This window comes from Methylobacterium sp. WL12 (assembly GCF_008039475.1).
GTDB lineage: Bacteria > Pseudomonadota > Alphaproteobacteria > Rhizobiales > Beijerinckiaceae > Methylobacterium > Methylobacterium cerastii.
Window position 1 is genome coordinate 1 of the sequence record NZ_VRUW01000073.1, and the last position, 25792, is coordinate 25792.

Genomic DNA, 25792 nt, shown 5'->3' on the forward strand with positions numbered 1-25792 from the left:
GGGTTACATCGCAGCGACCTCTCGCTGGGCAGGGGGAGCGCGGGTCCCTTCTCCCAGGGAAGAAGGACAGGATGAGGGGCGAAACTCGTCCTGAGAGGTCACGCCCCTCACCCCGACCCTCTCCCCCTGGGAGAGGGGGCCGGTCGGCGCCCTACCCGGCCGCGCGCGATCCCCGCCACAGCCGCCACAGGCGGCGCCAGCGTGCGGTCTCGATCGGCGTGTTGAGGGGGTCGTAGCCCGGGCGCTCCATGGCGGCGAGGTAGCCCTCGACCAGGGCGAGCGGCAGGAAGGCGGCGCGGGCCGTGGGCGCGATCGTCGCCCTCTCCGCGTCGTAGGCAGCGAGGTGCCGGCGGGCGTCGGCGCGCAGGTCCGCGCAGGCGCCGCGCAAGCCCGGCCCGCCGCGGCCGGTGACGATGTCCTCGCGGGTGACGCCGTGGGCGCGGAACACGTCGGCCGGCAAGTAGACCTGTCCGCCGCGGGCGTGCCACGGCAGCGCCCGCAGCAGCCCGGTGATGCCGTAGGCGACGCCCGCATGGCCCGCGGCGGCGGCACCGCCCGGCTCCGCGCCGTCGCACAGGATCAGGCTGGCGAGCCGGAACAAAGCCGAGGCGGTCTCGCCGCAATAGCCCTCCAGGTCGTTCAGCCGGGGCATCGGGTCGTCGTAGAGGTCGAACACGCGGGCGTCGATCAGGTCGACGAAGGGCTGGCGCCCGAGGCGGCGGGCGACGATCGCGTCGAGGAGGGCGGCGGCCACGGGGTTGGCCTTCACGTCGCCGCGGGCCTCGCCCTGGAGCGCGTCGCGCCACCATTGCAGGCGGATCTCGCCGGCCATCGGGTTCGAGGCGGCCTCGCGCACCCGCGCGATCGTCAGGCTGAAGGCGTAGAGGGCGAAGAGGTGCGGGCGGGCGCCTTGCGGCGCGAACAGGGTCGCGAAGTAGCGGTCCGGGTCGCCGGCGCGGACGAGGTCCTCGCAATGGCGGAAGGCGAAGGCGAGGCCGCCGAGCCCATCCTCTCGTGCGTCCGCCCGATCCGGCGCGTCGCTCACGCGACCGCGATCAGGGCCGCCGCCACCTTGCGGTTCTCCGCCACCAGGATGTTGTACGTGCGCGCCGCCGCGCCGGTCTGCATCACGTCGAGGCCGATCCGGTTGTCCTTGAGCCATGCCCGAAGATCGGGTGGCAGCGGCACGATGTCGAGGCCCGTGCCGACGAGCAGCAGCTCGATCTCCGCCGATTCGGCCTGAACCGGGCGCAACGCGGTGCGGTCGATCGCCCTCCCCTCCGTCACGGCCCAGGCGCGGACGCCCGAGGGCAGCGCCAGGATCGAGCCGCGGTGCGACATCTCGCCGAAGCGGAAGCCGCCGTTGCCGTAGGCGTCGATGAGGTGGCGGCCGGGCAGGAAACCCTGCTCGAAACCGTCGAGCTCGGCCATCCTACTCCGCAGCCTGCGGCAGGCGCCCGCGGGCGGCCTGGGCCTTGGTGCCCGAGAGCATCAGACCGAGATAAATGAGACTGGGTGTGGAAACGAAGATGGCGGAGTAAGTGCAAATCACAACGCCACAGAGCATCACCACCGCGAACCCGCGGATCGCCTCGCCGCCGAACAGCACCAGCGCCAGCAGCGACAGGAAGGCCGAGACCGAGGTCATCACGGTGCGCGACATGGTCGAGTTGATCGACAGGTTGAGCAGCTCGTCGGTGGGAATGGTCTTGTACCGGCGCATCAGCTCGCGGGTCCGGTCGAACACCACCACGGTCTCGTTCAGCGAGTAGCCGACGATGGTGAGGATCGCCGCGATCGAGGTCATGTTGAACTCGATGCGGGTGATGATGAACACGCCCATCGTCAGCACGATGTCGTGCAGCGTGCCGACGATGGCGCCGAGCGCCAGCTCGCGCTCGAAGCGGAACCACAGATAGAGCAGCACCGCGACGACCGAGAGCACGACGCCGAGGGTGCCCGACTGCACCAGCTCGCCCGAGACGCGGGGGCCGACGGTCTCGGTGCGGCGGAACTCGTAATCCTTGTCGAAGGCGCCGTGCGCCTTGTTCATCACCGCGGTCTGGCCCTGCTCGCCGGGCTGCAGCGGCAGGCGCACCAGCACGGTGCCCTGGTTGCCGAGCTCCTGCACCTCGGGCTCGCCGAAGCCGAAGCCGGCGGCCGTGTGGCGGATCTCGCCGACGTCGGCGGTGCCCGACTTCGCCTGCAGCTCGACCAGCGTGCCGCCCTTGAAGTCGATGCCGTAGTTCAGGCCGACGGTGAGGAACAGCACCACGGTCGCCACCGACAGGATCGCCGAGAGCGGGAAGCTCACGCGACGGAAGCGCATGAAGTCGAAGTGCGACTCATCGGGCCAAAGGCGAAGCAGGCGCATTTTCAAAGGACCTTACGGTCGGGAAGCGACGATCGGCTCCCCTGAACGGACGACGTGCGGAGCGGCGACGATCTCAGAACGGCAGCGATCTCAGAACGGCAGCGATCTCAGAACGGCAAGGCTTTCAGAACGGCAGGGCTTTGGGCCGGAACGACTTGTACCATACCGCGATCATCATCCGCGTCAGCGTCACCGCGGTGATGACGGTGGTGAGGATGCCGAGGATGAACACCACGGCAAAACCCTTCACCGGGCCGGAGCCGAGGAAGAACAGGATCAGCGCGGCGATCGCCATGGTCGAGTTCGAGTCGATGATGGTCGCGAACGCCCGGTCGAAGCCGGCCTGCAGCGCGGAGACGAGGGAGCGCCCGGCGCGATGCTCCTCGCGCATGCGCTCGTAGATCAGCACGTTGGAATCCACCGCCGTGCCGATGGTGAGCACGATGCCGGCGATGCCGGGCAGCGTCATGGTGGCCTCGAGCACCGACATCAGGCCGAGGATGAGCCCGACGTGGACGATGAGGGCGATGTTCGCGATGAAGCCGAAGGTGCCGTAGGTCAGGAACATGAAGGCGACGACGAGGAGCCCGGCGACGCCGGTGGCGATCTTGCCGGCGCGGATCGAGTCGCTGCCGAGACCCGGCCCGACGACCCGGCGCTCGACCACGGTGAACTTCGCCGGCAGCGCGCCGGCGCGCAGCAGGATCGACAGGTCGTTGGCCTGCTGCACCGAGAAGTTGCCGGTGATCTGGCCGGAGCCGCCGGTGATCGCGCTGCGGATCACCGGAGCCGAGACCACCTCGTTGTCGAGCACGATCGCCATGCGGCGGCCGACGTTCTCCGAGGTCGCCTGACCGAAGCGCTGGGCGCCCTTCAGGTTGAACTTGAAGCTCACCATCGGCTCGTGGGTCTGCTGGTCGAAGGCCGGCTGCGCGTCGGTGAGGTCGCCGCCGTCGGCCATGACGCGACGCTCTACCGCCACCTTGGCGCCGCGCTCGTCGCGCGAGGGCAGCATGTCCACGTCGCCGGCCGGGTTGTCGGAGATCATCCGGAACTCGAGCTTGGCGGTCTTGCCGAGCAGCGCCTCCAGGCGCTCCGGATCCTGCAGGCCGGGAACCTGGATCAGGATGCGGTCGGCGCCCTGCTGCTGGATCGAGGGCTCCAGCGTGCCGGTCGAGTCGAGGCGGCGGCGGATGACCTCGATGCCCTGGGTCACGGCGCGGCGGGTGCGCTCGTTGATGCCCGCATCGGTGAGGGCGAGGCGGATCAGGCCGTCGGGCTGCTCGTTGATGTCGAGGGTGCGGCCGCCGGTCTGGCCGACGAGCGGGTTCGAGATCGGCTGCGCCAGCTCCTGCAGCTTCGGCATCACCTTGGCACGCGCCGCCGCGTCGGCGATGCGGACCTGGACGCCGCGCTGGAGGATGCCGATGCCGCCATCCGCCCGCACGTTCTCGCGCTGAAGCACGCCGCGGACCTCGTCGCGCAGTCCCTTGGCCTGGGAGGCGACGAGCTCGGTCTGGTCGACCTCCAGCAGCAGCTGCGAGCCGCCCTGCAGGTCGAGGCCGAGGACGATCGCACGGCTCGGCACGATCCAGGCCGGGAACCAGCTCGGCAGCGCGGCCATGAAGCCCTTGCGCTGGTCGGCCGAGAAGAAGCTCGGGACCGCGAGGCTTAGGCCGATCAGGATGGCGACGAGGGTCGCGATGATCTTGGTACGGGAAAAGCGCAACATCCGCCGACTCTGTTTTCTGCAGTCCTGCCGGGGACTTGCCGCGGCATCCTGATCCGGCGGGTCTGAAGCCTGTCCCGGTCGCGACGCGATCGGGAACGGCTCCGAGCTGTTGCCGTGCCGAGGTCTCCAACGCCGAACCGGGACTCGCTTCGGCGGAGAGCGCCCTAGGCGGCCTTGACCGGCCCGCCCTTGACGCGGACCTCGGAGATCATGGTGCGCACCACCTTGACCCGGACGTTCGGCGCGATCTCCACCTCGATCTCGGAGGCTTCGTCCATCACCTTCACGACCCGGCCGACGAGGCCGCCGTTGGTGACGATCGTGTCGTCGCGGCGGACGTTCTTGACCAGGGCCTGATGATCCTTGACCCGCCTTTGCTGCGGCCGCAGGATCAAGAAATACATGATCACGAAGATGAGGACGAAAGGAACCACCTGCAAGGCGATCTCGGCTCCGCCGGCAACGGTGCCGGCCCCTTGCGCGAAGGCGGGGGTGATCAAGCGCGTCTCCTCATGTGACATCAGGCCCGAGCGCGCCTGTCGAAAGCGTCGCCGGGCCTGTCTGAAAGCGCGCGGACTATAGCCAGGGGCGTCCCGAAAGCAACGCCGGGCGGCCCCCAGGTCTCAGATCGCGCTCAGATCGCGCGGATGATCAGCAGGATCGCCGCCACGAGCGTCACCAGCAGCGTGGCGATGATGCCGCCGCCGCGGCAGGCGAACTGGCGCGGCGAGTTCTCCGGCGCACGCATGCCGACGGGATGCAGCAGGCGCGCGACGAGCAGGATCGTCAGCAGTGACACCACGATCCAGTGCCGGGTCCCGCCGGCCTCAAGCAGGGCGACGAGGCCCAGCGCCATCGGCACGTATTCGGAGAAGTTGCCGTGCGAGCGGATGCGCCGCTGCAGCGCGTCCCTGCCGCCGTCGCCCAGGAGGACGTTGCCCCTCACGCGCCCGCCCATCACCCAGGCGGAGAGGCCGACGAAGAGCAGGCCGAGCAGGCTGGCGAACAGGGCGGTGGTGACTGGGAAGATCAAAGGTCGGCTCCGGTCGAGGTCGCGCCAACAACGCGGGTCGGCCCGCGACGTTGCAGCCGGCCACCTGGTTGCAGCAAGGACTTTGCGCGCGTAGGCCCGGGCGATCCGCGGCCCACCCGAACCCATTGGCCATGACACAAGCAACCACCCTGGACACGCTGCTCCCCCTGCTGGAGCGCATCGCGACCGCCCTCGAGCGCGCCGCCCCGCCCGCGCGGGTCGAGGCCGACATGAGCGCGGCCGACGCCTTCCTGTGGGGACCGGAGCGCCGTCTGATCCCGGTGCCGCTGGTGAATCGCGTCGAGATGGGGCTGCTCACCGGCATCGATCGGGCGCGCGACACGCTGGCCGAGAACACCGAGCGCTTCGCGCGCGGGCTGCCTGCCAACAACGCGCTGCTCTGGGGCGCCCGCGGCATGGGCAAGTCGTCGCTGGTCAAGGCGGTGCACGCCGAGATCAACGCCCGCCGCGCCGCAGGCGCTTTGCCGATGAAGCTCGTCGAGATCCACCGCGAGGATATCGAGGCGCTGCCCGACCTGATGGCGACTTTGCGCCCCGACCCGCATCGCTGGGTGGTGTTCTGCGACGACCTCTCGTTCGACGGCGACGACACCTCGTACAAGTCGCTCAAGACGGCGCTCGACGGCGGCATCGAGGGGCGGCCCGGCAACGTGCTGTTCTACGCCACCTCCAACCGGCGGCATCTGCTCGCCCGCGAGATGGTCGAAAACGAGCGCTCCACCGCGATCAACCCCGGCGAGGCGGTGGAGGAAAAGGTCTCGCTCTCGGACCGCTTCGGCCTCTGGCTCGGGTTCCACAAGTGCAGCCAGGACGAGTACCTGGCGATGATCCACGCCTACGCCGAGCGCTACGCGCTGCCGGTGGAGCCCGACGCGCTGAGGGCCGAGGCGCTGGAATGGGCGACCACCCGCGGGTCGCGCTCCGGCCGCACGGCCTTCCAATTCATCCAGGACCTCGCCGGACGTCTCGGCCGCATTCTCGACTGAGCGCTATTCTTTTTCGCTTCGTCGCCGCAGGTGCTTGTCGTGCGTCGCCTGCGCCCGAGCTTGCATCCTCGATGCTCTCCGCCTTCCGGCGGACGGCTGTTGGGGGATGGGCTGACGTCATGGGGTTGTTCGACATGTTCCGGGACGCGCTCGCTCGCGCCGAGGCACGCATTGATGCTATCGGCGGAGACGGGCTGCCGATGGCCTTCGCCAAGATCCACCCCGGCGGCCTTCCGGCCTTCCTCGACAGGCTCCGCGAGGCCGGCCACGGCGCGGCGGTCTCCTCCTGGCTCGGATCGGGCGCCAACGTCGCCCTGCCCGCGGGCGCCTACGCCGCCTTGCTCTCGCCGGAGGCGCTGACGCGCTTCGCCGCCGATCTCGGCGTCCCGGCGGCCCGGGTGCCCACGGCCCTGGCCGAGTTCCTGCCCGGCGCCGTCGACCGGCAGAGCCGGGACGGCACCCTTGCGCCGCAGCGGCAATTCTCGACGCAGGTGGCCTGATCCCTGCTGCCGGCTAGAGTGCGCGCGATTCGGCGAGGAGCCTGAGCAATGAGCCTGTTCGACACCCTGAAGAACGCCCTCGACGGTAGCCTTGGCCAGGCCGCCATCGAGGCGCTGCCCTCGATCATCGAGCGTGTGCTGCCGGGCGGCCTCCAGGGCCTTCTGAGCCAGCTCCAGAATTCGGGCTACGCCGCCCAGGTGAATTCCTGGCTCGGCCGCGGCGCGAACGAGCCGATCACGGCGGAGGACCTGCGCAAGGTGATGGACAACGAGCAGGTCCGCCGGATCGCAGACAAGCTCGGCATCCCGACCGACCAGGTCCTGGCGGTGCTGGCGAAGGTGCTCCCCGCGGCGGTCGATCATCACAGCCCCGACGGGACGCTCCAGACGCCGAGCAGCTGAAACGGAAAAAGGCGGCCCTCGCGGGCCGCCCTCCGACTTGGTGCAGAGGCCTGACGCTCAGTTGCTCGCGAGCTGCGACATCGGATCGATCGGTGCGCCGCTCTTGCGGATCTCGAAGTGCAGCTGGGGCGAGGTCACGTTGCCGGACGCGCCGGACTTGGCGATCGTCTGGCCGCGCTTCACCTTCTCGCCGGGCTTCACGTCGAGCTCGCCGTTGTGGGCGTAGGCCGACACGTAGCCGTTGGCATGGCGCACCAGCACGAGCTTGCCGTAGCCCTTCACGTCCGAGCCGGCATAGGCGACGGTGCCGTCCTCGGCGGCCTTCACCGACGTGCCCTCGGGCACCGCGATGTTGATGCCCTCGTTGCCCGAGGAGCCGTAGCCCGAGATCACCCGGCCCTTGGCGGGCCAGCGGAAGGTCTGGTCCGCCGCCGCGGCGGCGACCGAGCCGGTACTGGCGGGCTCGACCTTCGCGGTCGCGACGGCCTTCGCCGGCTCCGGCTTGGCGGCGACCTTCTCCGCCGCGGCCTTGTCCGAAGCCACCTTGTCGGCGGCGGCCTTCTCGGACGCCGCCTTGGTGGCCTTGGCCTCGGCGACCTTCTTCGCCGCGTCCTTGGCGGCATCCGCCTTGGCCTGCTTGGCCTCGGCCTCGGTCTTGCGCGCGGCTTCTGCCTTCACGTCGGCCTTGGTGTCCGTCTTGGCGTCGGGCTTCGCGTCGGCCTTGGCGACCTGGCCGGGGCGGACATGGTGCTTCTTAGCGTCCGCCTCCTTGGCGGCGACCTCCTTGCGGGCCTTCTCATCGGCGCGCTTGTCGGCGAGCTTCTTGGCCTCGGCCTCCTTCTGCGCCTCCTTGGCCGCTTCCTTGCGCTTGGCCTCGGCCTTCGCCGCGTCTTTGGCGTCATCCTGGCGCTTGGTCTCGGCGGCCTTGATCCGCTCCGAGGGGGCGGCGGGAACGGCCCGCGCCGTCATCGGGGCCGCCGCCGGGTTCATGCCCGAGGCGCTGTAGACCGGGATGACGAGCTGGCGGCCGGGCGTCACCTGGCTCGCGTTGGTCAAGCCGTTGGCCGACAGGATCGCCGAGGCCGGCACGCCGAAGCGCGTCGACATCTGATTGAGGCTGTCGTTCGGGGCGACGGTGATGGTGGTGCCGCCCTGCGCGTTCCAGCCGGGGTTGCCGGTGGAGGCGACGCGGGTGGTCTGCGTCATCGGCTGGGTCGGCACGCGGGCGGCCACCGGGTCGGGCCGGGGCGAGATCGCCATCGGTGCGCCGAGCGCCTCGGACTGGATCCGGCCGGTGCGGATCGGCGGCGCCGACGGCATGTCCGGCAGGCTCCCCGTCGCCGCCGGCTCGCTCGCCATGTTCGAGGCGAACGGATTTGTGAAGGGGTTGTCGAGACGCGATGCGTCCGACGAGCAGGCGGCGGCACCGCTGCCGATAACTCCGATGAGAGCGAAGCGCGACAGCGTCTTCATCCTCCGACCAGTCCCGCGAACCCGCATCGACGCACCCGTTTGCCTGACGCAACTTGATGAGCCCATGAAAGCCGGATTCAGGTTAAACAACCGTTCCCGTTCACCACGTTCACGGCCGCGCGAGCACCATTTCGCTCTTCGAATCGCCGCTTAGGAATGCTTACCGTCATCGTGGCGGTGAACGGGTTTGGTTAAAGCGCGACCGCCCGCCCCGGCACCAGCGGCGCGAGGCGCAGCCGCGGTCCCGGCTCGATGGCAAGGCCCTGCCCGCGCGGCTCGGCCACCATCAGCCCGCCTTCCGATCCGGCGACCAGGCGCCCGCCCGGGTTCAGCGCCGCGCCCCAGCCGGGCGGGGGCGCCGACACGGCGCCGTTGACGAGGATGCGGTCGAAGCCGCCCTCTTCCATCTCGGCGAGGCCGTCGCCCTGGACAATCCGGGCCCGTCCGCCGATGTTCGCGCGCGCCTGGGCCACCAGCGTCGCGTAGCGCTCCAGGCTCGTCACGGCCTCGGCGCCGAGCTGCAGCAGCAGCGCCGTGACGTAGCCGGACCCGGTGCCGATCTCGAGGATGCGCATCCCCGCCTCGACCCTCAGCAGCGCCAGCATCGTCGCCACCGTGCTCGGAGCGGTCATCGCCGCCCCGCAGGGCAGCGGCAGCGGCAGGTCGCGCCGGGCGAGGTGTCGGTACGCGGCAGGCGCGAAGGTTGCCCGCGGCACCTGCTCCATTGCCCGCAGCACCGCCGTGTCGCGGGTGCCGCGCCCGCGAAGCGCCAGCACGAAGGCCGCATTCTCGATCGCCCCGCCGAGGCCGTCATGGCTGCTCAGCCCCGCGCCGTCGCGTTCGTCGTCCGGCCCGGTCATGGCGGCAGGTCGCGGAGCCAGGCGAGGATCAGCGCCGCCAGGGCGTCCGGCGCCTCGATCGGCAGCATGTGGCCGGCCTCCGCGACGACCGCCATCGTTGCGCCCCTGATGCCGTCACGCAGCTCCTCCGATTCTGCGACGCTGCGCAGGCGATCGCGGCCCGCAGCGATCACCAGGGCCGGGCAGGTGATGGCGCCGAGCCGGCCCTCGTCGCCGACGCGTTGCAGCCGGGACTGGCGCAGGAAGGTCTCGCGCCCGAGGCGCCGCCCCATCGCGCGGATGCGCTCGATCAGCGCCGCGTCGCCGGCTCGGTCGGGGTGCACCGAGGCGGCGGCCGCCGCCCGGCTCAGGCCTCCGAACCCCCCGGCCTCGACGCCCTCGATCGCGAGGCGCTTGGCCACCGCCTGCTGCCGGGAGTCGGAGCGCGATGAGGTCGCGACCAAGACCAGCCCGCGCACCCGCTCCGGCGCGAGCCGCGTCGCCTCGCGGGCGACGTAGCCGCCCATCGAGAACCCGACGAGCACGAAGCGCGGCGGCGCCTCGGCGAGCAGCCGCCGCGCCATCTCGAGGATCGTATCGTCGTGGGCGAGGCTCGCGTGGTGGATCGGGCCGGCCAGCGCCAGCGCCTCGGCCATGTCGTCCCACAGGCTGGCGTCGGCCATGTAGCCGGGGATGAGGACGAGGCTCATGAGGAAGGGAGCTCCGCTTTGGGACGTGACCGCTCCGCCGGGTCGATCGGCCTGCTCCCCGTCCCTCCACCTCAGGATGAGGGCGAGGGACGGGAAGAACACCGTTGGAGCTTACGGAGGACCTACTCCGCGAAAGCCTGCGCGAAGCGCGTCAGCGTCGGCTCGTCGGTGAGGTCGAGGCGCAACGGCGTCACCGAGATGCGCTTCTCGGCGATGGCCTTGAGGTCGGAGCCGTTGCCCGGCTCGAACCGCGCCTTGGCGAAGGCGAGCCAGAAATACGGGTTGCCGCGCCCGTCGGTGCGCGCGTCGATGGCGAGGAGCGCCTGGTTGCGCTGGCCTTGCGCGGCGACCGCGATGCCGGCGACCTCGTCGGGCTCGCAATCGGGGAAGTTGACGTTGATCACGATGCCCGGCTCGATCCCGGTCTCCAGGATCTTCTTCACGACGATCGGGCCGTGATGGGCGGCGCATTGCCATTTCAGGTTCCCGCGGCCGCCGATCCCGTAGGCCTGGGACATGGCGATGGAGCGCACGTTGAGGATCGTGCCCTCCATCGCGGCGGCGATGGTGCCGGAATAGGTCACGTCCTCGGCGACGTTCTGGCCGCGGTTGACCCCCGACAGCACGAGGTCCGGGCCGTGGTCGGCCAGGATGTGGCGCACGCCGAGGATCACGCAATCGGACGGCGTGCCCTTCACCGCGAAGCGCTTCTCGGAGATGTGGCGCAAGCGCAGCGGGTCGTTCAGCGACAGCGAGTGCGAGACGCCGGACTGGTCGGTCTCGGGCGCCACCACCCAGACGTCGTCGGACAGCGTCCGGGCGATACCCTCCAGCGTCTCCAGGCCCGGCGCGTGGATGCCGTCGTCGTTGGTGACGAGAATGCGCATTACGTGGCCTGCCCTTCGATCCGGTTGAGGCCGCCCATGTAGGGCGCGAGCGCGGACGGGATCGTGACGCTGCCGTCCGGGTTCTGGTAGTTCTCCATCACCGCGATCAGCGCGCGGCCGACCGCGACGCCCGATCCGTTCAGGGTATGCACGAAGGCGGGCTTGCCGTCCTTACGGTACCGGGCGTTCATCCGTCGCGCCTGAAAATCGCCGCAGACCGAGCAGGACGAGATCTCGCGGAACGTCTTCTGCCCCGGCATCCAGACCTCGATGTCGTAGGTCTTCTGGCTGGCGAAGCCCATGTCGCCGGTGCAGAGCGTCATCGTGCGGAACGGCAAGTCGAGCTTCTTCAGCACGGCCTCCGCACAGGACAGCATGCGCTCGTGCTCCTCGGCCGACTTCTCGGGCGCGGTGATCGAGACCAGCTCGACCTTGTTGAACTGGTGCTGCCGCAGCATCCCGCGGGTGTCGCGCCCCGCCGCCCCGGCCTCCGCGCGGAAGCAGGGCGTGAGGGCGGTGAAGCGCAGGGGCAGTTCGTCCTCGGCGAGGATGGATTCGCGGACAAGGTTGGTGAGCGGGACTTCGGCTGTGGGGATGAGCCAACGCGAACTTTGATCGATCCAGTCCTGTACGCCGGATGATATGAAGTCGGTGGCCTTCCGTCCGTCGTCCGCAGTCGCAATTAGCGAACCGACATTTCTACGAAGATCTTCGATCGTAGAGCCGTCGTTGACAGCAAACTGATCATCTCGAAATTTCGGCAACTGCGCCGTACCGAACATCGCTTCGTCGCGCACCAGGATCGGTGGCGCCACCTCGAGATAGCCGTGCTCCTGCGTGTGTAGGTCGAGCATGAACTGACCCAGCGCCCGCTCCAGTCGGGCGATCTGGCCCTTAAGCACCACGAAGCGCGAGCCGGAGATCCTGGTGGCGGCCTCGAAGTCCATCAGGCCGAGCGACTCGCCGAGTTCGAAGTGCTGGCGGCCCTCAGGCAGTTCCGCGCGGGCGGAGGCGAAGCGGCGGTATTCGACGTTGCCGTGCTCGTCGGCGCCCTCGGGCACGTCGGCTTTCGGGAGGTTCGAGATTGCGGCAAGCCGGTCGTCGAGGGTCTTGGCGGCCTCGGTCTGCGCCTTCTCGAGCGTCGGCGCGGCCTCCTTCAGGCCAGCGACCTCGGCCATCAATTCGGCCGCACGGGCCTCGTCCTTCGCCTTCTTGGCCGCGCCGATCTCCTTGGCGCGGGCGTTGCGGCGCTCCTGGTTCTCCTGCGCCGCCGAGACGGCCGCCTTGCGGGCGTCGTCCAGCGCGATCAGCTCGGCCGAAAGCGGGCCGAGGCCGCGACGGGAAAGGTCGCGGTCGAAGGCTTCCGGGTTGTCCCGGATGGCGCGGATGTCGTGCATGGGCTGGCTCGGGTCGTGCGGACGGGCACGCTTTGCAGCATCGCTCCGCGCGCGACAAGGCTGCGGCGGGCGAAGGAGCGCCCGCGCGTCCGTACTGGGCGCGATCCAGGCTGCGTCCGGTCAGGGGATCGAAACGTGGCGTTTCACGGCGCCCGCTGCCGAAACCCACCCCGTCATTCCGGGGCGCCGGAGGCGAGCCCGAAATCCAGACTCGCAGGTCGAGATCGCGCCTGGCACCGTCGGGGGCTCTGGATCCCGGGCTCTGCTGCGCAGCCCCGGGATGACGGGAGTGGTCTGGGTTCGAATGCGATCCGCGAGCCTGTCGGCGGGCGCCCGCGATCCGTATCTCCGCAGGTCAGGCCGCGAGGCGCCCACGCTCCAAGACCTCGTCCCCGTCGATCTCGGGCCGGGCATCGAGCACAGCCTCGGCGTCGGCGGCGAGGCGGACGCGCTCCTGCTCCTCGCGGAAACTCGCCAGGATCGCTTCGGGCAGCGCGTCGAGGATGGCGCCGACCGGGTCGGTGCGCCGCTCGCGCTCGGCGAAGAGGTCCGCCTCCGGGAATGCGCCATCCCACAGATACCGGTCGCCGATGCGGTCGCGCGGATCGATGGCGAGGTGGTCCGGCGCCGTCGCCTCGGCACCGTCGTAGGGCTCGACGTCGCGCGCGACCGCGTGCTGCGCCGCGCGCCAGGCCGCCTCGGCCTCGTCCGCCTCGCGGCGGGCAGCCTCGCGAGCCAGAGCCTCCTCGGCGATAGCGCGGGCGACGGTGCGGGCCTCGTCGCGCGCGGCCTCGGCCTCGTAGCGCGTCAGCAGCGCCATCACTCCCTGCATCTCAGAGAATGGCATGTCCTCGCAGGCGGTGATCGCCCGCTCGATCATGCGCCGCGACAGGCCGACGCCGCGCAAGGTGCTGGTGCCGTCGGCGGCCTCGCGCCAGGCCGAGAGCGCGGCCACCACCGCCGGCAGCAGCGCTTCGGCGAGGCCGGAACGGCGGTGCAACTCGGCGATCCCGCGCGGCTCGCGCAGCAGCGTCCCGACGCGGGCGTGCTCCAGGCCGGTCAGGTCGGCGAACGCGGTTTCCGCGAACGCCATCTGCCCCGAGAGGATCGCCCGCAGGATCAGGCCGGCGTTGAGCTGGCCCGTGGTGCGCAGGTGCTTGACGATGCGCGCGGTGGCGGCAGCGCCGGCGCCCTCGCACAACTCGAGCACGTTGCGCTCGCCGGCCTCGCGGCTCATCCGGGCGCTGCGGTCGGCCGAGAGCCAGCCGCACTCGGTCACGAAGGCCGAAAGGCTCCGCGCCAGCCGTGCGCCGACCGCGTGGCGCACCTCGATCGGCAGGTCGGCGCGCTCGAGCAGCGCCTCGCGCAAGGTCGCGTCGCCGCCGTGGCGCTCGACCATGCGCAGCATCCGGCCGGTGGTGATGCGCGCGGTCGGGTTGCGCGCCAGCACCGCGAGGGTGTCGGCGGCGCCGATCTCGGCCAGCGCTCCGGCGACCGCGTGCGAGAGGTGGTGGCGGGCCGCGATCGTCGCGCGGATCGTCTCGCAGCCCATCGCCGCCGCATCCACGAGGTCGGCGTCGGTGAGGACCGGCGAGGAGGCCAGCACCAGGCAGGCGACCTCGGTCTGGTCGGAGGCCAAGGCCACCACCAGCGGTCGTGGGGCGCGGGCCGAGGCGGCGCAGGCCTCGGCCATGGCCCGGCGCACCACCGGCGCGGGGTCGTCGAGGAGGGCGAGGATCGCGGTCTTGGCCTCCCAGGCGGCGTCCGCCTCGAGGTTGCCGTAGAGGTAGGCCCGCGTCAGCGCCGAGGCGGCTTCGGCCCGGCGCCCAGCGGAGGTGGACTGGGTGCAGGCGAGGAACTGGCGGATGTTCATGGGCCGCTCCGGTTCGTGAACAACGACGCGTTGGGGTTGGCCGCGAGGCGCGCGGCGAACTCGGCGGGCCGGCGGGGCGGCAGCGGCGGGTCGACGAGCGCGCGGCCCGCCGGAATCGACGCGGCGAGGGCGCCGGTGGTCTCCGGGTCGGCCGAGGCGAGCACCGCGACCGGCACCGTGGAATCGAGGCTCGAATCGGAGCGCGGGAAGTAGCTCGGGGCCGGGCGGGCGGCCTCCGCCGCACGGCCCTGGAACAGTTTGGCGACGCCCTCCGAGAGGGCGCCCTGGCGCCGGTCTGTCTGGAACAGGGTGCGCAGGTCGCCGCCCATCGCGGCGTAGGCGCTGGCCGCAGCCGGCGGCGTGGCGAGCGCGACGCTCTGCGTGAGGCCTGTGACGTCGCTCGGCGCGGTGCGGCCTGAGCCTACCGCCGAGAGGCTGGCATAGAGTTCGGCGGTGGTGCGCGGCCGGCCCGTGCGGTCGTAGAACAGGCCGCGGTTGGCGGCGGCCGCCTCCGGCATGTCGAGGGCTGCGGCCCGGTCCGGCGTCGCGCGGGCGGCGGCGATCAGCGTCGTCGCGCCCTTCGCCCCGAGCACGTGGGCGGCGTAGAGGTCGCCCGAGGTCGGCTCGCGCCCGAGCGCCACTGACAGCGCCTCGCCGTTCTTCTGGGTGAAGGCGCCCGCGAGCGAGGCGGCGATCTTGGGATCGCGCCGAAGGTCGAGGATCGCCTGGCGCTGGCCGGCATCCGCGACCGTGTAGCTGCCGTCGGGCCGCGCCACGATGGCGTCGGCGTAGGTTTGGAGGCCGAGCTTCGGCCCGGCCGACTTCATCACCCCGAGCCAGGTCTGCTCGATGAATTGGAACAGGCCGGTGGCGGTCGAGGTGCCGGCCTTGGCCGAGGGATCGAGGGCGGATTCGCGTTGCGCGGTGGCGAGCAGGTAGTCGAAGCCGACGCCGCTGCTCTGCGCCCCGTCGCGGATCGCGTCGATCACGCCGCCCTGTGCGCCCGAAGTGCCTTGCGCGCCCGAGGTCCCTTGCGCGCCCGAGGTCCCTTGCGCACCCAAAGTCCGCGGGGGCGCCGCGGCTGGCTGGGGGCTCGAAGGCGTGGTGAACAGGAACATCGGTCGCCGCTTCGAGCCGCACGCGCCGGACGGGCGTCGCGCGAGGCGCCGCACGTGGCACCCCGGATGAGGCAACCCTTGGCCATCATGGTAAAGAAAGCCTAAAATTTCGATGCTTACGCTCCCATGCGCGACCTCTTGATCGCCTCGCCCACCGGCGGCCCACCTGACATCGCCCACGCCGACGCCCTGGTGCTGGCACATCCTCCGGCCGCGGCGCTCGGTTGGCTGCCGGCTCCCTGCAAGGGAACGGCCCTCTACGTCCGCGTCGTGCCGGGCGCGGTCGACCTCGACGCGGCGCGGGCGGTCCCTCGCGACGGGTTCCATGGAGGCTTCGCGGAGACAGCCGAGGCGGCGGCAATCCTCACGGCGGTGTTTGGGCGCGGTCCGGGTCCCGGCTGTGGCCCTCGCAGGCCGCTACCCTTAGGGTGAGCCGACACCCCCATCGAAGCCCCAGCATGCCGCATCCGCGACGCCTCGCCCTAACGACCTTCGCCGTCGCCATCCTCACCCTTGTCGCAGGGCCGGCCGCGGCGCGCCCCTTCACCGATGCGGCCGGGCGCGTGGTCGAGGTTCCGGATTGCGCCGCCCGGGTCGTGGCCGCCGGGCCGCCGGCGGCGGTGCTGCTCTACACCCTCGCGCCCGACCGGATGGCGGGCTGGGTCCGCACGCCCTCCCCGGCCGAGCGGCCCTACCTCGCGCCCGCGACCTGGGCGCTACCCGCCACCGGCCGCCTGACCGGGCGCGGCGGCACTGCCAACGTCGAGGCGGTTCTGGCCCTGAAGCCGGACCTCGTCGTCGACGTCGGCTCCACGGGGCCGACCTATGCGTCGCTCGCCGACCGGGTTCAGGCCCAGACCGGCATCCCCTACATCCTGCTCGACGGCGCCTTCGCCAAGACCGGCGAGACCTACCGGCAACTCGGCGCCGTGCTCGGCCTGGGGCCGGCCGCCGACGGGCTCGCGGCCTATGCCGACCGCACCGTGGCGGAGGTCGCCGAGCGCGTCGCGCGCGTCCCGGAGGCCGAGCGGCCCCGCGTCTACTACGCCCGCGGCCCGCGCGGCCTCGAGACCGGGTTCGCCGGCTCGATCAGCACCGAAATCCTGGAGGTGGTCGGCGCCCGCAACGTGGCCGTCGGCGGCAACGGCCTCGCCAACGTCTCGCCCGAGCAGGTGCTGGGCTGGAACCCCGACGTGATCGTCGCCCTCGATCCCGCCTTCCGGCCCGGCGACGACCCGATCTGGCGGGGCGTGAAGGCGGTGCGCGAGGGCCGCGTCTATCGGACCCCGACGCTGCCCTTCGCCTGGTTCGACGCGCCGCCCGGCGTCAACCGGCTGATCGGCATGCGCTGGCTCGCGCACCTGCTCTACCCAGCGCTCTTCCACGAAGACCTGCCCGCTATCGTCGCCGACTTCTACCAGCGCTTCTACCACGTCGCCCTCACCCCGGAGGCGAAAGCCGTGCTCCTCGACGGCGCCGTGCCGGCGCGCCGATGACGCGAGGTTCCGCGGCGCCGATCGCGGCTCCCGGCGCGCGTCGGATCTCAGCCGTGTTCCGGGCCTGCCTCGCCGTGGCCGGCCTCGGGCTGCTCGTCCTCATCGCCCTCGCCGCGGGGAAATTCCCGGTGCCGGTCGCCGACGTGTTCGCGATCCTCGCCGCCAAGCTGTTCGGCACGGCGCCGGGCGACGCGACGGCGCAGGTAGTGGTGCTGCAGGTCCGGCTGCCGCGGGTGGCTGCGGCCCTCGTCGTCGGCGCGGCCCTGTCCTCGGCCGGGGCGACCTACCAGGGCCTGTTTCGCAACCCACTGGTCTCGCCCGACATCCTCGGCGTCTCGGCCGGCGCCGGGCTCGGCGCGGTGCTCGGCATCTATCTCGCCCTGCCGGTCCTCGCGATCCAGGCCATGGCCTTCGCCGGGGGCCTCGGCGCGGTGGCGATCGTCTATGCAATCGGCGCGCTGGTGCGGCGGCACGATCCAGTGCTGACGCTGGTGCTGGCCGGCGTCGCGGTCGGCGCGGTGCTCGGTTCGGCCATCTCGCTGCTCAAGGTCCTGGCCGACCCCTACAACCAGTTGCCCGCCATCACCTACTGGCTGCTCGGGAGCCTGTCCTCCGTCACCCTCGGCGACGTGTTCGCGATCCTGCCGGCGGTCGGCCTCGGGCTCCTGCCCCTCGTCCTGCTGCGCTGGCGCATGAACCTGATGAGCCTCGGCGAGGAGGAGGCGCGGGCGCTGGGCGTCGAGACCCGCTGGCTGCGCCCGCTCCTCGTGGCGGCGGCGACCCTCGTCACCGCGGCGGCGGTGTCGGCGACGGGGGTGATCGGCTGGATCGGCCTGATCGTGCCGCACCTCGCCCGCGGCCTCGTTGGGCCGGACTTCCGCCGCCTGCTGCCGGCCTCGGCGCTGCTCGGGGCGGGCTACCTCGTGGCGGTGGATCTCGCCGCCCGCACCATCGCGCCGATCGAGGTGCCGCTCGGCATCCTCACGGCGCTCGCCGGCGCGCCGTTCTTCCTCTGGCTGCTAGCAGCGGGCAAGCGAGGCTGGTCCTGATGCTGTCCGTCGAGGCGTTGGCGTTCGGGTACGGCGCGCGCGAGGTCGGCGCGGGCGTGAGCTTCACGCTCGGGGCGGGCGAGGTCCTGTGCCTGCTCGGGCCGAACGGCGGCGGCAAGACCACCCTGTTCAAAACCCTGCTCGGGCTGCTGCCGGTACGGGCCGGCCGCGTCCGCCTCGACGGAGAGGACCTGTCGCGGTGGTCGCGCCGCCGGGTCGCGCGGGCGCTCGCCTACGTGCCGCAGGCGCATGCGGCCTTCTTCCCGTTCACCGTGCGGGCCGTGGTGCTGATGGGCCGCGCCGCCCGGCTCGCCCCCTTCGCCGCCCCCGGCCGCGCAGACGAGGCCGCTGCGGACATGGCGCTCGCGACCCTCGGGATCGGGCATCTCGCCGACCGCATCTACACCGAGATCAGCGGCGGCGAGCGGCAGATGGTGCTGATCGCCCGGGCGCTCGCCGGCGAGCCGCGCATCCTGGTGATGGACGAGCCGACCGCGAGCCTCGATTTCGGCAACCAGACCCGCGTGCTCGAACAGGTCCGCCGCCTCGCGAAGACCGGCATCGCGGTGGTGCTCTCGACCCACGACCCCGGCCACGCCTTCCTCTGCGCCGACCGCGTCGCGCTGCTGCATGGTGGCCGCCTCGTGGCGTTGGGAACGCCGGAGGCGATGATCACGCAAGAGAGCCTGCGCCGCGTTTACGGGGTGGACGTGGCGGTGATGCCCTTGCCGGAGCACGGGTGCTCGGTCTGCACGCCGATCCTGGCGTGAGGCCGAGCCGCGTCGATCTCGTTGCCAGGTCCGCATCGTCTTCACACGAGCCGGCCTCCACCGCGCTGGAAAACGCTCCGGACCCGCCGTTCAGTCGACGGCGACCATCACGTCGGAGGCCTTCACCACGGCGTAGGCCTCGCCGCCGACCGTGAGCTTGAGGCTGTCGACGGCCTCGTTGGTGATCGCTGCGGTGACGATCTGGCCGGCGGCGATCTCGATCTTGACGTGCGCGGTGGTCGCGCCCTTCTCGACGGCGACGACCTTGCCCTTGATGACGTTGCGTGCGGAGATCTTCATCGAACGGCCTCTGTGGCTTGAGAAAACGTCATTTGGCGCCTTGGCCTGCAGGGATCACGGAGAAGCCCTGGGCCTCGAAGTACGGCCGGGCCGCAGCGCCCTTCAGGAAGTCGAGCAAGCGGGCCGCGCCCTCGCCCTTGGCCTCGGCGGTCAGCGCGAACGGGTACACCACCGGCGGATGGCTGTCCTCCGGGAACACGGCGACCACCTTCACGCCCGGATCGGACCGCGCGTCGCTCGCGTAGACCACGCCGAGGGGCGCCTCGCCGCGTGAGACCAGGGCGAGCGCCGCGCGCACGTTGTCGGCCTGCGCCAGCCGCGGCTGGATCGTCCCCCAGAGCCCGAGCTTTTCGAGCGCCGCCTTAGCATACTTGCCGACCGGCACCGAGGCGACCTCACCGGTGGCCAGCCGCCCGTCGGGGCCGAGCGCCTTGGCGAAGGCGTCGGCGGTCAGGGCCAAGTCCGCCTCCTTCGCGTCCTTGGGCGCGACGACGACGAGGCGGTTGTTCAGGAGGTTCACCCGCGTGTCGGCCCGGACGAGGTTCTTCTTGGCGAGGTAGTCCATCCATTCGAGGTCGGCCGAGGCGAAGAGCTCCGCCGGCGCGCCCGACTCGATCTGGCGGGCGAGCGCCGACGAGGCGGCGTAGCTCGGCTTGATCGCGATCCCGGTCTGCGCGGTGAACGCCTTGCCGGCCTCGTCGAGGGCGTTCTTGAGGCTGGCGGCGGCGAACACCGTCACGCTCTCGCCGGCCTGGGCGGCGGAGCCAAGCAGCAGGCTGGCGACGAGGACGGCGCGTGCGAATCCGATCAAGGCGACCTCCGAGGCGGGCGGCCCGCAGCAGCGGCCGGGCGCTGACGCTATATCCTATCATATACAGCGATGGCCAGATCGAAACCGAGGATCACAGGCGCTCGCACCGGCCGCGCGGTCCGGGGTAGGAACGGCGCTCGGGACGAGGGAAGCCGATGGCCAGGTTGAGCATCCGCGTCGATTTCGGGCCGGGGCACCGGCTCGGGCCCGGCAAGGTGCAGTTGCTGGAGACGATCGCCGCGCACGGCTCGATCTCGGCGGCCGGGCGGGCGCTCGGCATGTCCTATCGCCGGGCCTGGATGCTGGTCGAGGCGATGAATGCCGGCTTCGGGCAGCCGGTAGTCGAGGCGCAGGTCGGCGGGCGGAGCGGCGGCGGGGCGCGGCTGTCCGCCTTCGGTGCGGAGGTGGTGGAGCAGTACCGGGCAGCCGAGCGTGCCGCGACGGAGGCGGCCGCGCCCTTCCTCGCCCGCTTCGTCGCAGACCGATCCACTGGATGACTCTTCAGCCGGCCGCCAGCAGGGCGGCGGTGATCGCGTCCCGCTCGGCCGAGAGGTCGCCCTCGGCCACGGGGCGACCCGCTTGGGCGTACCAGTAGGCCGCGTTGTCCTGGTCGCCTTCGAGGCGATGGAGGTGGGCGTGGACCCAGGCGGCGTCCCGGCCGGAACCGTCCTGGACGAGTTTGTGGGCCTGGTCCCAATGCGCCGGGCCCTTGGCTGCCCACCACAGGGCCACGAGCGCCGGTGCGTCCGGCGGTGCGTCGGCTTCGGTCGTGCGCGAGGCATCCTGCTTCGTCATCGTCCCCTCCGGCCTGCGATGCACCGCAGGCCGGAGACGACGTCGGGATGGTTCGCGAGGTTCCGCTTTAAGCCCGCGCGAGCTGACGAAGGGCGCCGCGCCCCGCGTAGCGGCCCTGCGCGCCGAGGCCCTCTTCGATCCGGATCAGCTGGTTGTACTTGGCCAGTCTGTCCGAGCGCGCGAGCGAGCCGGTCTTGATCTGCCCGCAATTCGTTGCGACCGCGAGGTCGGCGATGGTTGCGTCCTCGGTCTCGCCCGAGCGGTGCGACATCACCGCGGTGTAGCCGGCGCGGTGGGCCATATCGACGGCGGCGAGCGTCTCGGTGAGCGAGCCGATCTGGTTGACCTTAATCAGGATCGAGTTCGCCGAGCCCTCCGTGATGCCGCGGGCGAGGCGATCTACGTTGGTCACGAACAGGTCGTCGCCGACGAGCTGGCAGCGGTCGCCGATGCGCTGGTTGAGCAGGCGCCAGCCCTCCCAGTCGTCCTCGGCCATGCCGTCCTCGATCGAGAGGATGGGGTAGGCGTCGACGAGCTTGGCGAGGTAGGCGACCTGTTGCTCGATCGAGCGCACGGTGCCCTCGCCCTCGTAGTGGTAGGCGCCGTCCTTGAACCAGTCGGTGACCGCGCAGTCGAGGGCCAGCACCATGTCGGCGCCGGGCTTGAAGCCGGCCGCCTGGATCGACTCCATCACGAAGTCGAGGCCGGCCTCGGCGGTCGGCAGGTTCGGGGCGAAGCCGCCCTCGTCGCCGACGTTGGTGTTGTGCCCGGCCTTCTTCAGCGCGCTCTTGAGGGTGTGGAACACCTCAGCGCCCATGCGCACGGCTTCCGCGATGGAGGAGGCCCCCACCGGCATGATCATGAATTCCTGGAAGTCGATCGGGTTGTCCGCATGCGCGCCGCCGTTGATGATGTTCATCATCGGCACCGGCAGCACCCGGCCCTGGACGCCGCCGACGTAGCGGTAGAGCGGCAGGCCCGAGGCTTCGGCTGCGGCCTTGGCCACCGCGAGCGACACGCCGAGGATCGCGTTGGCGCCGAGCCGCGCCTTGTTGGCGGTGCCGTCGAGCTCGATCATCGCTTCGTCGACTGCGACCTGGTCCTCGGCGTCCATGCCGCCGATGGCGTCGAGGATCTCGGTCTGGACCGCGTGGACCGCCTTGCGCACGCCCTTGCCGGCATAGCGGGTCTTGTCGCCGTCACGCAGCTCCACCGCCTCGTGGGCGCCGGTGGAGGCGCCCGACGGAACCGCAGCGCGGCCGAACGAGCCGTCCTCCAGCAGCACGTCGACCTCGACGGTGGGGTTGCCGCGGCTGTCCAGAATCTCGCGGGCGGCGATGTTGGTGATCGCGGTCATGAAGGCTCCTCCCCCGTGGGCGCGCACGATCGGTGGCAGGCCCGGTCTCAAGGTCTCGTCGGTGCGGCTTATCCGTCAAGGCGCGGCCTCGGGCAAGGCGGGGCCATATCGTATGATGCGTCCCACAAGATGAATGCAAAAGCCGTCTTTGCGCGCGGTCGCCGCGACCCTGGGCGGCGATGCCACGAGGCGCACGCGGCCGAAGCATGCGTCGGCGTCGGATGCACCGCGGGAATGCCTGCGGTAAGGATGGGCATGACCGAAGAATCTCTGCAGCTGGGGCAGCCGACGCCCCTCCCCGCCGGCCCGCACGAGGCCCGCCTCGACCGGGTGCCGAACCCGCATCTCGACACCGACTACCTCGCCCGGTTCACCGTCCCGGAATTCACCTCGCTTTGCCCGGTGACCGGCCAGCCCGACTTCGCGATCCTTGTGATCGACTATGTGCCCGATCGCTGGCTCGTGGAGTCGAAGTCGCTGAAGCTCTACCTCGGCGCGTTCCGCAACCACGGCGCGTTCCACGAGGATTGCACGGTGGGCATCGCCAAGACGCTCGTGGACCTGCTCGGGCCACGCTACCTGCGGATCGGCGGCTTCTGGTACCCGCGCGGCGGCATCCCAATCGACGTGTTCTGGCAGACCGGCGCCCCGCCGGCCTCCGTCTGGCTGCCCGATCCCGGCGTGCCGCCCTACCGTGCCCGCTGAGAGAGGTCGGACAAAGAGAAAGGGGCGACCGGCATGGCCGGTCGCCCCAAAATTCGAGTCCGAGTTGATGTACCCTTAGTACGGCGAGCCATAGTAGCCGCCGTAAGCCGGGGCGCCGTAGCCGTTGCCGTAGGCGCCGTAACCGCGGTTGTAGCCGTAGGAGTCGCGGGCCGCGCCGGCAGCGATCGCACCAGCGGCGAGACCGGCGATGCCGAGACCGACGGCAGCACCCGTGCCGATGCCGCGCCCGCCGCGGTGGCCATAGCCGTAGCTGCGACCGTAGCCGCCGCCATACCCGTGGCCATAGCCGCCGCGGTAGCCCGGCCGCGCGTCGGCGGTGGTGGCGGAAAATACGCCGGCCGAGATGATCGCGGCGGTGACGAGGGCGAACTTGCGCATGATGATCCTTTCTCGATGATCCATCGAATTCGCAAGCTCAACGCTGGGACGTCGCGATCGTTCCGAAGGTTCCGCCGCGCCGCCGCGCCGGAGGTGGAATCCGCGCCGGCATTCGAGGGAAGCGGAGACGCGGAAACACCGCGCTGCGTCCGCGTCAGCGGGACGTGTAGTCGCCGGCGCCCTTGGGCCGCTGCATCGCGAACTTCGCGTCCGGCCCGACCTTGAAGTAGTCGAAGTAGCCGCCGCGCTGGATCGGCTGCATCGCCGCCGTATCGACGAGGCCGTCCACGACGAAGCGGTCGTCGATGTAGATCGACACCACCTGCCCGATCACCAGGAAGTTGGCGGCTTCGCCGCCATCGAGCGGAACCAGCGGAACGGTCTGGAGCCACCGGCATTCGAGGGCGGCTGCGGCTTCCGCCACCCGCGGCGCCCGCACCTTGCGCGACGGGGCCGTGGTCAGGCCGGCGAAGTCGAACTCGCTTTCGCCCCGCGGCAGGGGCGCCGACGAAGCGTTCATCTGCTCGCGCAGGTCGTAGGTGGCGAGGTTGCAGACGAAGTCGCCGCCCTCTTCCGCGAAGGTCATCGCATCTTTGCGGCCGGTGGAGGAGAACGCGACCATGTCGTCGCCCACCGCGTTGAAGAACGAGTACGGCGCGAGGTTGAGCTTCCCCGCCCGGCTCATGGCGCTGATCCAGCCGATCGGCCGCGGCGCGACGATCGCCTTCAGAGGGTTGTGCGGCAGGGTGCGGTCGTCGGGGGCGTAATGCATGGGAGCGAGCCTTACAGCCGCGTGACGATCTCGGCGAGGTCCGGGCGCGGCCGGTCCGACGGGATCTCCTCGGGGGCGCCGACATGGATGAAGCCCGCAAGCTTCTCGCGCGGGTCGAGGCCGAGGGCTTCGAGCACGCGGCGGTCGTAGGCGTACCACTCGGTCAGCCATGCGGTGGCGAAACCCTGGGCGTTGGCCGCGACCACGAGGTTCATGCAGGCGGCGCCCGCCGACAGGACCTGCTCCCATTCCGGGATCTTCACGTGCGGGCCGGCCCGCGAGACCACCGCGACGACCAACGGCGCGTGGGCCAGCCGCCTCGCCTCGAGGTCGAGCCGCGCCGCGTCGGCCTCCGGGTTGTCGGAGGCGTAGGTGTTCGCGATCACCGTCCCGATCCGCGCCCGCGCCTCGCCCGCGATCACGATGAAGCGCCACGGCGCGAGCTTGCCGTGGTCGGGCACCCGCGAGGCCAGGGTCAAGATCGTGTCGATCTGTTCCGGGCTCGGTCCCGGTTCGGTCATCCGCAGGGGCGGCACGGAGCGGCGGGTGCGCAGCATGTCGAGGGTGGCGTTCATCGGGGCGTCTCGGCTGGGCGGTGCGGAAGGTCCCGCGATCACACCGGGATTTCGCACGGGCTGCACCGCCTGGGAAGTCGGGCGCCTTGGCGCGGAGGGCAGCGCAAGGGGCGCAAGGGGCAGCGCAAGGGGCAGCGCAAGGACCCCGGGCGGCCTTGCGCTCGCCACGGTCTTAGGATCACACGGGCGAGACGATGACGGTCGGCCGCTTCGGCCTGCGGAGAGAGGCTTTTCGACATGCGCGGACGAAGGCTCGGGCCCGGATTGGCGCTGCTGGCCGCGGTCGCGCCGCTCGCAGCCGCGGCGCAGTCGCCGGACCCCTTCGGCAACCGCCTCGGCGGCGGCCTGCCCTCGCCCTCGATCACGACGCCGGACCTGCCCCCGAGCCAGCCCGAGGGCGAGGCGACCCTGTCGCTTTCCGCGCTGCTGTCGGGGATCGGCCAGCCCCTGCGCTCGGGCCTTGTCTGGCGGATCTACGAGGACCGCACCGACGGCGTCCGGCCCGGGATCGTGGCCCGCTCCACCGACGCGGCGCCGACCTTCAAGCTCGCGCCGGGGGCCTACGTCGCCTCCGTGACCTACGGCTTCGCCAGCGCCACGAAGAAGATCGCGATGTCGGGCCAGCCCGCGACCGACACCCTGCGGGTGGCCGCCGGCGCGCTCAAGCTGTCGGGCGCGATCGGCGACACGCGGATCGCCCCGGCGCAGCTCTCGTTCTCCGTCTTCGTGCCGATCGGCACCAACTCGGAGGGGCGGCTGGTGCGCAGCGGCGTCAAGGCCGGCGAGCTGCTGCGCCTGCCCGAGGGCACCTACCACGTGGTCTCGACCTACGGGGAGTCGAACGCGATCCAGCGCGCGGACCTGAAGGTGGAGAACGGCAAGGTCACCGACGCCACCCTCAATCACCGGGCCGCGACGGTGACGCTGAAGCTCGTCACCAGCCCCGGCGCCGAGGCCTTCGCCGGCACGGCCTTCTCGGTGCTGACGCCCGGCGGCGACACCATCCGCGAGGCGATCGGCGCGTTCCCGCAGGTCACCCTGGCGGAGGGCGACTACGTGCTGATCGCCCGTCACGACGGGCAGGTCTACACCCGCGAGTTCAAGGTCGAGAGCGGGCTCGACCGCGACATCGAGGTGTTGGCCAAGGCGGGGTGAGCGGGCGCCGAGGCGCGCTTAGATGTTTGGTCCCGGCATTTGGTGGAGCGGGTTTGACCGGAAGCGACTGGGCTCGGCGGACCATGCTTTGCAGATGGCCTCGTAGGGCGTGAGACCCCGCAGGGTCTTCAGGCGTCGGCCAAAATTGTAGGCGCTGACGAAGTCGGCCAGATGGGCGCGGAGCTTGTCGTGGCTGTCATAGTGGTAACGCTTGACCGTCGCGTCCTTGATCGTGCGGTTCATTCGCTCGACCTGACCGTTGG

The 25792-nt window shown here is 71.1% G+C and carries 31 protein-coding genes; 10 read left to right on the forward strand and 21 right to left on the reverse strand.

Going from position 1 to position 25792, the window contains the following annotated elements; all coding sequences use genetic code 11:
- Window positions 1-151: 151 nt before the first annotated feature.
- The 6 genes from FV226_RS20930 to FV226_RS20955 all read right to left on the reverse strand — a co-directional run bounded on the left by FV226_RS20930 (window position 152) and on the right by FV226_RS20955 (window position 5139).
- Window positions 152-1045 carry a phytoene/squalene synthase family protein gene (locus FV226_RS20930; RefSeq protein WP_187278810.1) on the reverse strand — a complete coding sequence of 298 codons (894 nt, stop codon included), beginning with the start codon at window positions 1043-1045 and terminating at the stop codon, window positions 152-154.
- Window positions 1042-1431, reverse strand: a complete 390-nt coding sequence (locus tag FV226_RS20935; protein WP_147753281.1) for an MTH938/NDUFAF3 family protein — start codon at window positions 1429-1431, stop codon at window positions 1042-1044. The genes FV226_RS20930 and FV226_RS20935 overlap by 4 nt, the downstream gene beginning before the upstream one ends.
- A 1-nt stretch (window position 1432) precedes the next feature.
- Window positions 1433-2374: a protein translocase subunit SecF gene (secF, locus tag FV226_RS20940; RefSeq protein WP_147753280.1), complete on the reverse strand. Its 942-nt coding sequence runs from the start codon at window positions 2372-2374 to the stop codon at window positions 1433-1435.
- Window positions 2375-2498: 124 nt separating this feature from the next.
- Window positions 2499-4106 (reverse strand): protein translocase subunit SecD, encoded by a 1608-nt coding sequence (gene secD / locus FV226_RS20945; protein WP_147753279.1) that lies wholly within the window; start codon window positions 4104-4106, stop codon window positions 2499-2501.
- Between the two features lie 164 nt (window positions 4107-4270).
- Window positions 4271-4606 carry a preprotein translocase subunit YajC gene (gene yajC / locus FV226_RS20950; protein WP_147753278.1) on the reverse strand — a complete coding sequence of 112 codons (336 nt, stop codon included), beginning with the start codon at window positions 4604-4606 and terminating at the stop codon, window positions 4271-4273.
- A 134-nt stretch (window positions 4607-4740) separates the two neighbouring features.
- Window positions 4741-5139 (reverse strand): MAPEG family protein, encoded by a 399-nt coding sequence (locus FV226_RS20955; RefSeq protein WP_147764402.1) that lies wholly within the window; start codon window positions 5137-5139, stop codon window positions 4741-4743.
- Window positions 5140-5270: 131 nt separating this feature from the next.
- Here FV226_RS20955 and FV226_RS20960 point away from each other — a divergent pair, with 131 nt between their 5' ends.
- The 3 genes from FV226_RS20960 (at window position 5271) to FV226_RS20970 (ending at window position 7048) form a co-directional block, all read left to right on the forward strand.
- A complete protein-coding gene (locus tag FV226_RS20960; RefSeq protein WP_147764403.1) occupies window positions 5271-6146 on the forward strand; it encodes an ATP-binding protein in 876 nt (291 codons plus the stop codon).
- Window positions 6147-6265: 119 nt separating this feature from the next.
- A complete protein-coding gene (locus FV226_RS20965) occupies window positions 6266-6646 on the forward strand; it encodes a YidB family protein (protein ID WP_147764404.1) in 381 nt (126 codons plus the stop codon).
- Window positions 6647-6694: 48 nt separating this feature from the next.
- Window positions 6695-7048 carry a YidB family protein gene (locus FV226_RS20970; RefSeq protein ID WP_147764405.1) on the forward strand — a complete coding sequence of 118 codons (354 nt, stop codon included), beginning with the start codon at window positions 6695-6697 and terminating at the stop codon, window positions 7046-7048.
- Window positions 7049-7105: 57 nt separating this feature from the next.
- On the opposite strand, the gene FV226_RS20975 is transcribed toward FV226_RS20970, so the two are convergent.
- The 7 genes from FV226_RS20975 to FV226_RS21005 all read right to left on the reverse strand — a co-directional run bounded on the left by FV226_RS20975 (window position 7106) and on the right by FV226_RS21005 (window position 15345).
- Window positions 7106-8548: a peptidoglycan DD-metalloendopeptidase family protein gene (locus tag FV226_RS20975; protein ID WP_147764406.1), complete on the reverse strand. Its 1443-nt coding sequence runs from the start codon at window positions 8546-8548 to the stop codon at window positions 7106-7108.
- Window positions 8549-8712: 164 nt separating this feature from the next.
- Window positions 8713-9381, reverse strand: coding sequence for a protein-L-isoaspartate O-methyltransferase (locus FV226_RS20980; RefSeq protein WP_147764407.1), 669 nt, complete (start codon window positions 9379-9381; stop codon window positions 8713-8715).
- Entirely contained in the window at window positions 9378-10070 is a 693-nt protein-coding gene (locus FV226_RS20985; protein ID WP_147764408.1) for an alpha/beta hydrolase, read from the reverse strand. The genes FV226_RS20980 and FV226_RS20985 overlap by 4 nt, the downstream gene beginning before the upstream one ends.
- A gap of 122 nt (window positions 10071-10192) precedes the next feature.
- On the reverse strand, window positions 10193-10957 hold the full coding sequence (gene surE / locus FV226_RS20990; RefSeq protein WP_147753270.1) for a 5'/3'-nucleotidase SurE: 765 nt from the start codon (window positions 10955-10957) through the stop codon (window positions 10193-10195).
- Window positions 10957-12354 carry a serine--tRNA ligase gene (serS, locus tag FV226_RS20995; RefSeq protein WP_147764409.1) on the reverse strand — a complete coding sequence of 466 codons (1398 nt, stop codon included), beginning with the start codon at window positions 12352-12354 and terminating at the stop codon, window positions 10957-10959. Before serS ends, surE begins: the two co-directional genes overlap by 1 nt.
- Before the next feature lie 355 nt (window positions 12355-12709).
- Window positions 12710-14227 (reverse strand): DUF2336 domain-containing protein, encoded by a 1518-nt coding sequence (locus tag FV226_RS21000; RefSeq protein WP_147764410.1) that lies wholly within the window; start codon window positions 14225-14227, stop codon window positions 12710-12712.
- Window positions 14224-15345 carry a transglycosylase SLT domain-containing protein gene (locus FV226_RS21005; RefSeq protein ID WP_147764411.1) on the reverse strand — a complete coding sequence of 374 codons (1122 nt, stop codon included), beginning with the start codon at window positions 15343-15345 and terminating at the stop codon, window positions 14224-14226. The genes FV226_RS21000 and FV226_RS21005 overlap by 4 nt, the downstream gene beginning before the upstream one ends.
- Before the next feature lie 126 nt (window positions 15346-15471).
- On the opposite strand from FV226_RS21005, the gene FV226_RS21010 reads away from it, so the two are divergent.
- Genes FV226_RS21010 through FV226_RS21025 form a run of 4 tightly spaced genes read left to right on the forward strand, consistent with a single transcriptional unit; the run spans window position 15472 to window position 18660 of the window.
- The gene (locus FV226_RS21010) at window positions 15472-15777 is read left to right on the forward strand and encodes a hypothetical protein (protein ID WP_147764412.1); all 306 of its coding nucleotides are present in this window, start codon (window positions 15472-15474) and stop codon (window positions 15775-15777) included.
- A gap of 26 nt (window positions 15778-15803) precedes the next feature.
- Entirely contained in the window at window positions 15804-16841 is a 1038-nt protein-coding gene (locus FV226_RS21015; protein WP_147764413.1) for an iron ABC transporter substrate-binding protein, read from the forward strand.
- The gene (locus FV226_RS21020) at window positions 16838-17890 is read left to right on the forward strand and encodes an iron ABC transporter permease (protein ID WP_147764414.1); all 1053 of its coding nucleotides are present in this window, start codon (window positions 16838-16840) and stop codon (window positions 17888-17890) included. The genes FV226_RS21015 and FV226_RS21020 overlap by 4 nt, the downstream gene beginning before the upstream one ends.
- Window positions 17887-18660 carry an ABC transporter ATP-binding protein gene (locus FV226_RS21025; protein WP_147764415.1) on the forward strand — a complete coding sequence of 258 codons (774 nt, stop codon included), beginning with the start codon at window positions 17887-17889 and terminating at the stop codon, window positions 18658-18660. Before FV226_RS21020 ends, FV226_RS21025 begins: the two co-directional genes overlap by 4 nt.
- Before the next feature lie 90 nt (window positions 18661-18750).
- Here the strand turns inward: FV226_RS21025 and FV226_RS21030 are convergent, their stop codons facing one another.
- Window positions 18751-18960, reverse strand: coding sequence for a TOBE domain-containing protein (locus tag FV226_RS21030; RefSeq protein WP_147726238.1), 210 nt, complete (start codon window positions 18958-18960; stop codon window positions 18751-18753).
- A gap of 28 nt (window positions 18961-18988) precedes the next feature.
- On the reverse strand, window positions 18989-19771 hold the full coding sequence (gene modA, locus FV226_RS21035) for a molybdate ABC transporter substrate-binding protein (protein ID WP_147764416.1): 783 nt from the start codon (window positions 19769-19771) through the stop codon (window positions 18989-18991).
- A gap of 155 nt (window positions 19772-19926) precedes the next feature.
- On the opposite strand from modA, the gene FV226_RS21040 reads away from it, so the two are divergent.
- Window positions 19927-20268: a winged helix-turn-helix domain-containing protein gene (locus FV226_RS21040; protein ID WP_147753067.1), complete on the forward strand. Its 342-nt coding sequence runs from the start codon at window positions 19927-19929 to the stop codon at window positions 20266-20268.
- 4 nt (window positions 20269-20272) lie between these two features.
- On the opposite strand, the gene FV226_RS21045 is transcribed toward FV226_RS21040, so the two are convergent.
- Window positions 20273-20566, reverse strand: coding sequence for a hypothetical protein (locus FV226_RS21045; protein WP_147764417.1), 294 nt, complete (start codon window positions 20564-20566; stop codon window positions 20273-20275).
- A 67-nt stretch (window positions 20567-20633) separates the two neighbouring features.
- On the reverse strand, window positions 20634-21923 hold the full coding sequence (eno, locus tag FV226_RS21050; RefSeq protein WP_147764418.1) for a phosphopyruvate hydratase: 1290 nt from the start codon (window positions 21921-21923) through the stop codon (window positions 20634-20636).
- Window positions 21924-22178: 255 nt separating this feature from the next.
- Here eno and queF point away from each other — a divergent pair, with 255 nt between their 5' ends.
- On the forward strand, window positions 22179-22628 hold the full coding sequence (queF, locus tag FV226_RS21055) for a preQ(1) synthase (protein WP_147764419.1): 450 nt from the start codon (window positions 22179-22181) through the stop codon (window positions 22626-22628).
- Window positions 22629-22703: 75 nt separating this feature from the next.
- On the opposite strand, the gene FV226_RS21060 is transcribed toward queF, so the two are convergent.
- The 3 genes from FV226_RS21060 to FV226_RS21070 all read right to left on the reverse strand — a co-directional run bounded on the left by FV226_RS21060 (window position 22704) and on the right by FV226_RS21070 (window position 24374).
- Window positions 22704-23027 (reverse strand): hypothetical protein, encoded by a 324-nt coding sequence (locus FV226_RS21060; protein ID WP_147764420.1) that lies wholly within the window; start codon window positions 23025-23027, stop codon window positions 22704-22706.
- A 154-nt stretch (window positions 23028-23181) separates the two neighbouring features.
- Window positions 23182-23799 carry a flavin reductase family protein gene (locus tag FV226_RS21065; protein ID WP_147753072.1) on the reverse strand — a complete coding sequence of 206 codons (618 nt, stop codon included), beginning with the start codon at window positions 23797-23799 and terminating at the stop codon, window positions 23182-23184.
- An 11-nt stretch (window positions 23800-23810) separates the two neighbouring features.
- Entirely contained in the window at window positions 23811-24374 is a 564-nt protein-coding gene (locus tag FV226_RS21070) for a nitroreductase (RefSeq protein ID WP_147753073.1), read from the reverse strand.
- Window positions 24375-24611: 237 nt separating this feature from the next.
- Between FV226_RS21070 and FV226_RS21075 the strand changes: the two genes are divergently transcribed.
- Window positions 24612-25529 carry a hypothetical protein gene (locus FV226_RS21075; RefSeq protein WP_147753074.1) on the forward strand — a complete coding sequence of 306 codons (918 nt, stop codon included), beginning with the start codon at window positions 24612-24614 and terminating at the stop codon, window positions 25527-25529.
- Window positions 25530-25547: 18 nt separating this feature from the next.
- Here FV226_RS21075 and FV226_RS21080 read toward each other — a convergent pair.
- On the reverse strand, window positions 25548-25792 hold a 245-nt coding region (locus tag FV226_RS21080), incomplete at its 5' end, for an integrase core domain-containing protein (protein ID WP_147764421.1).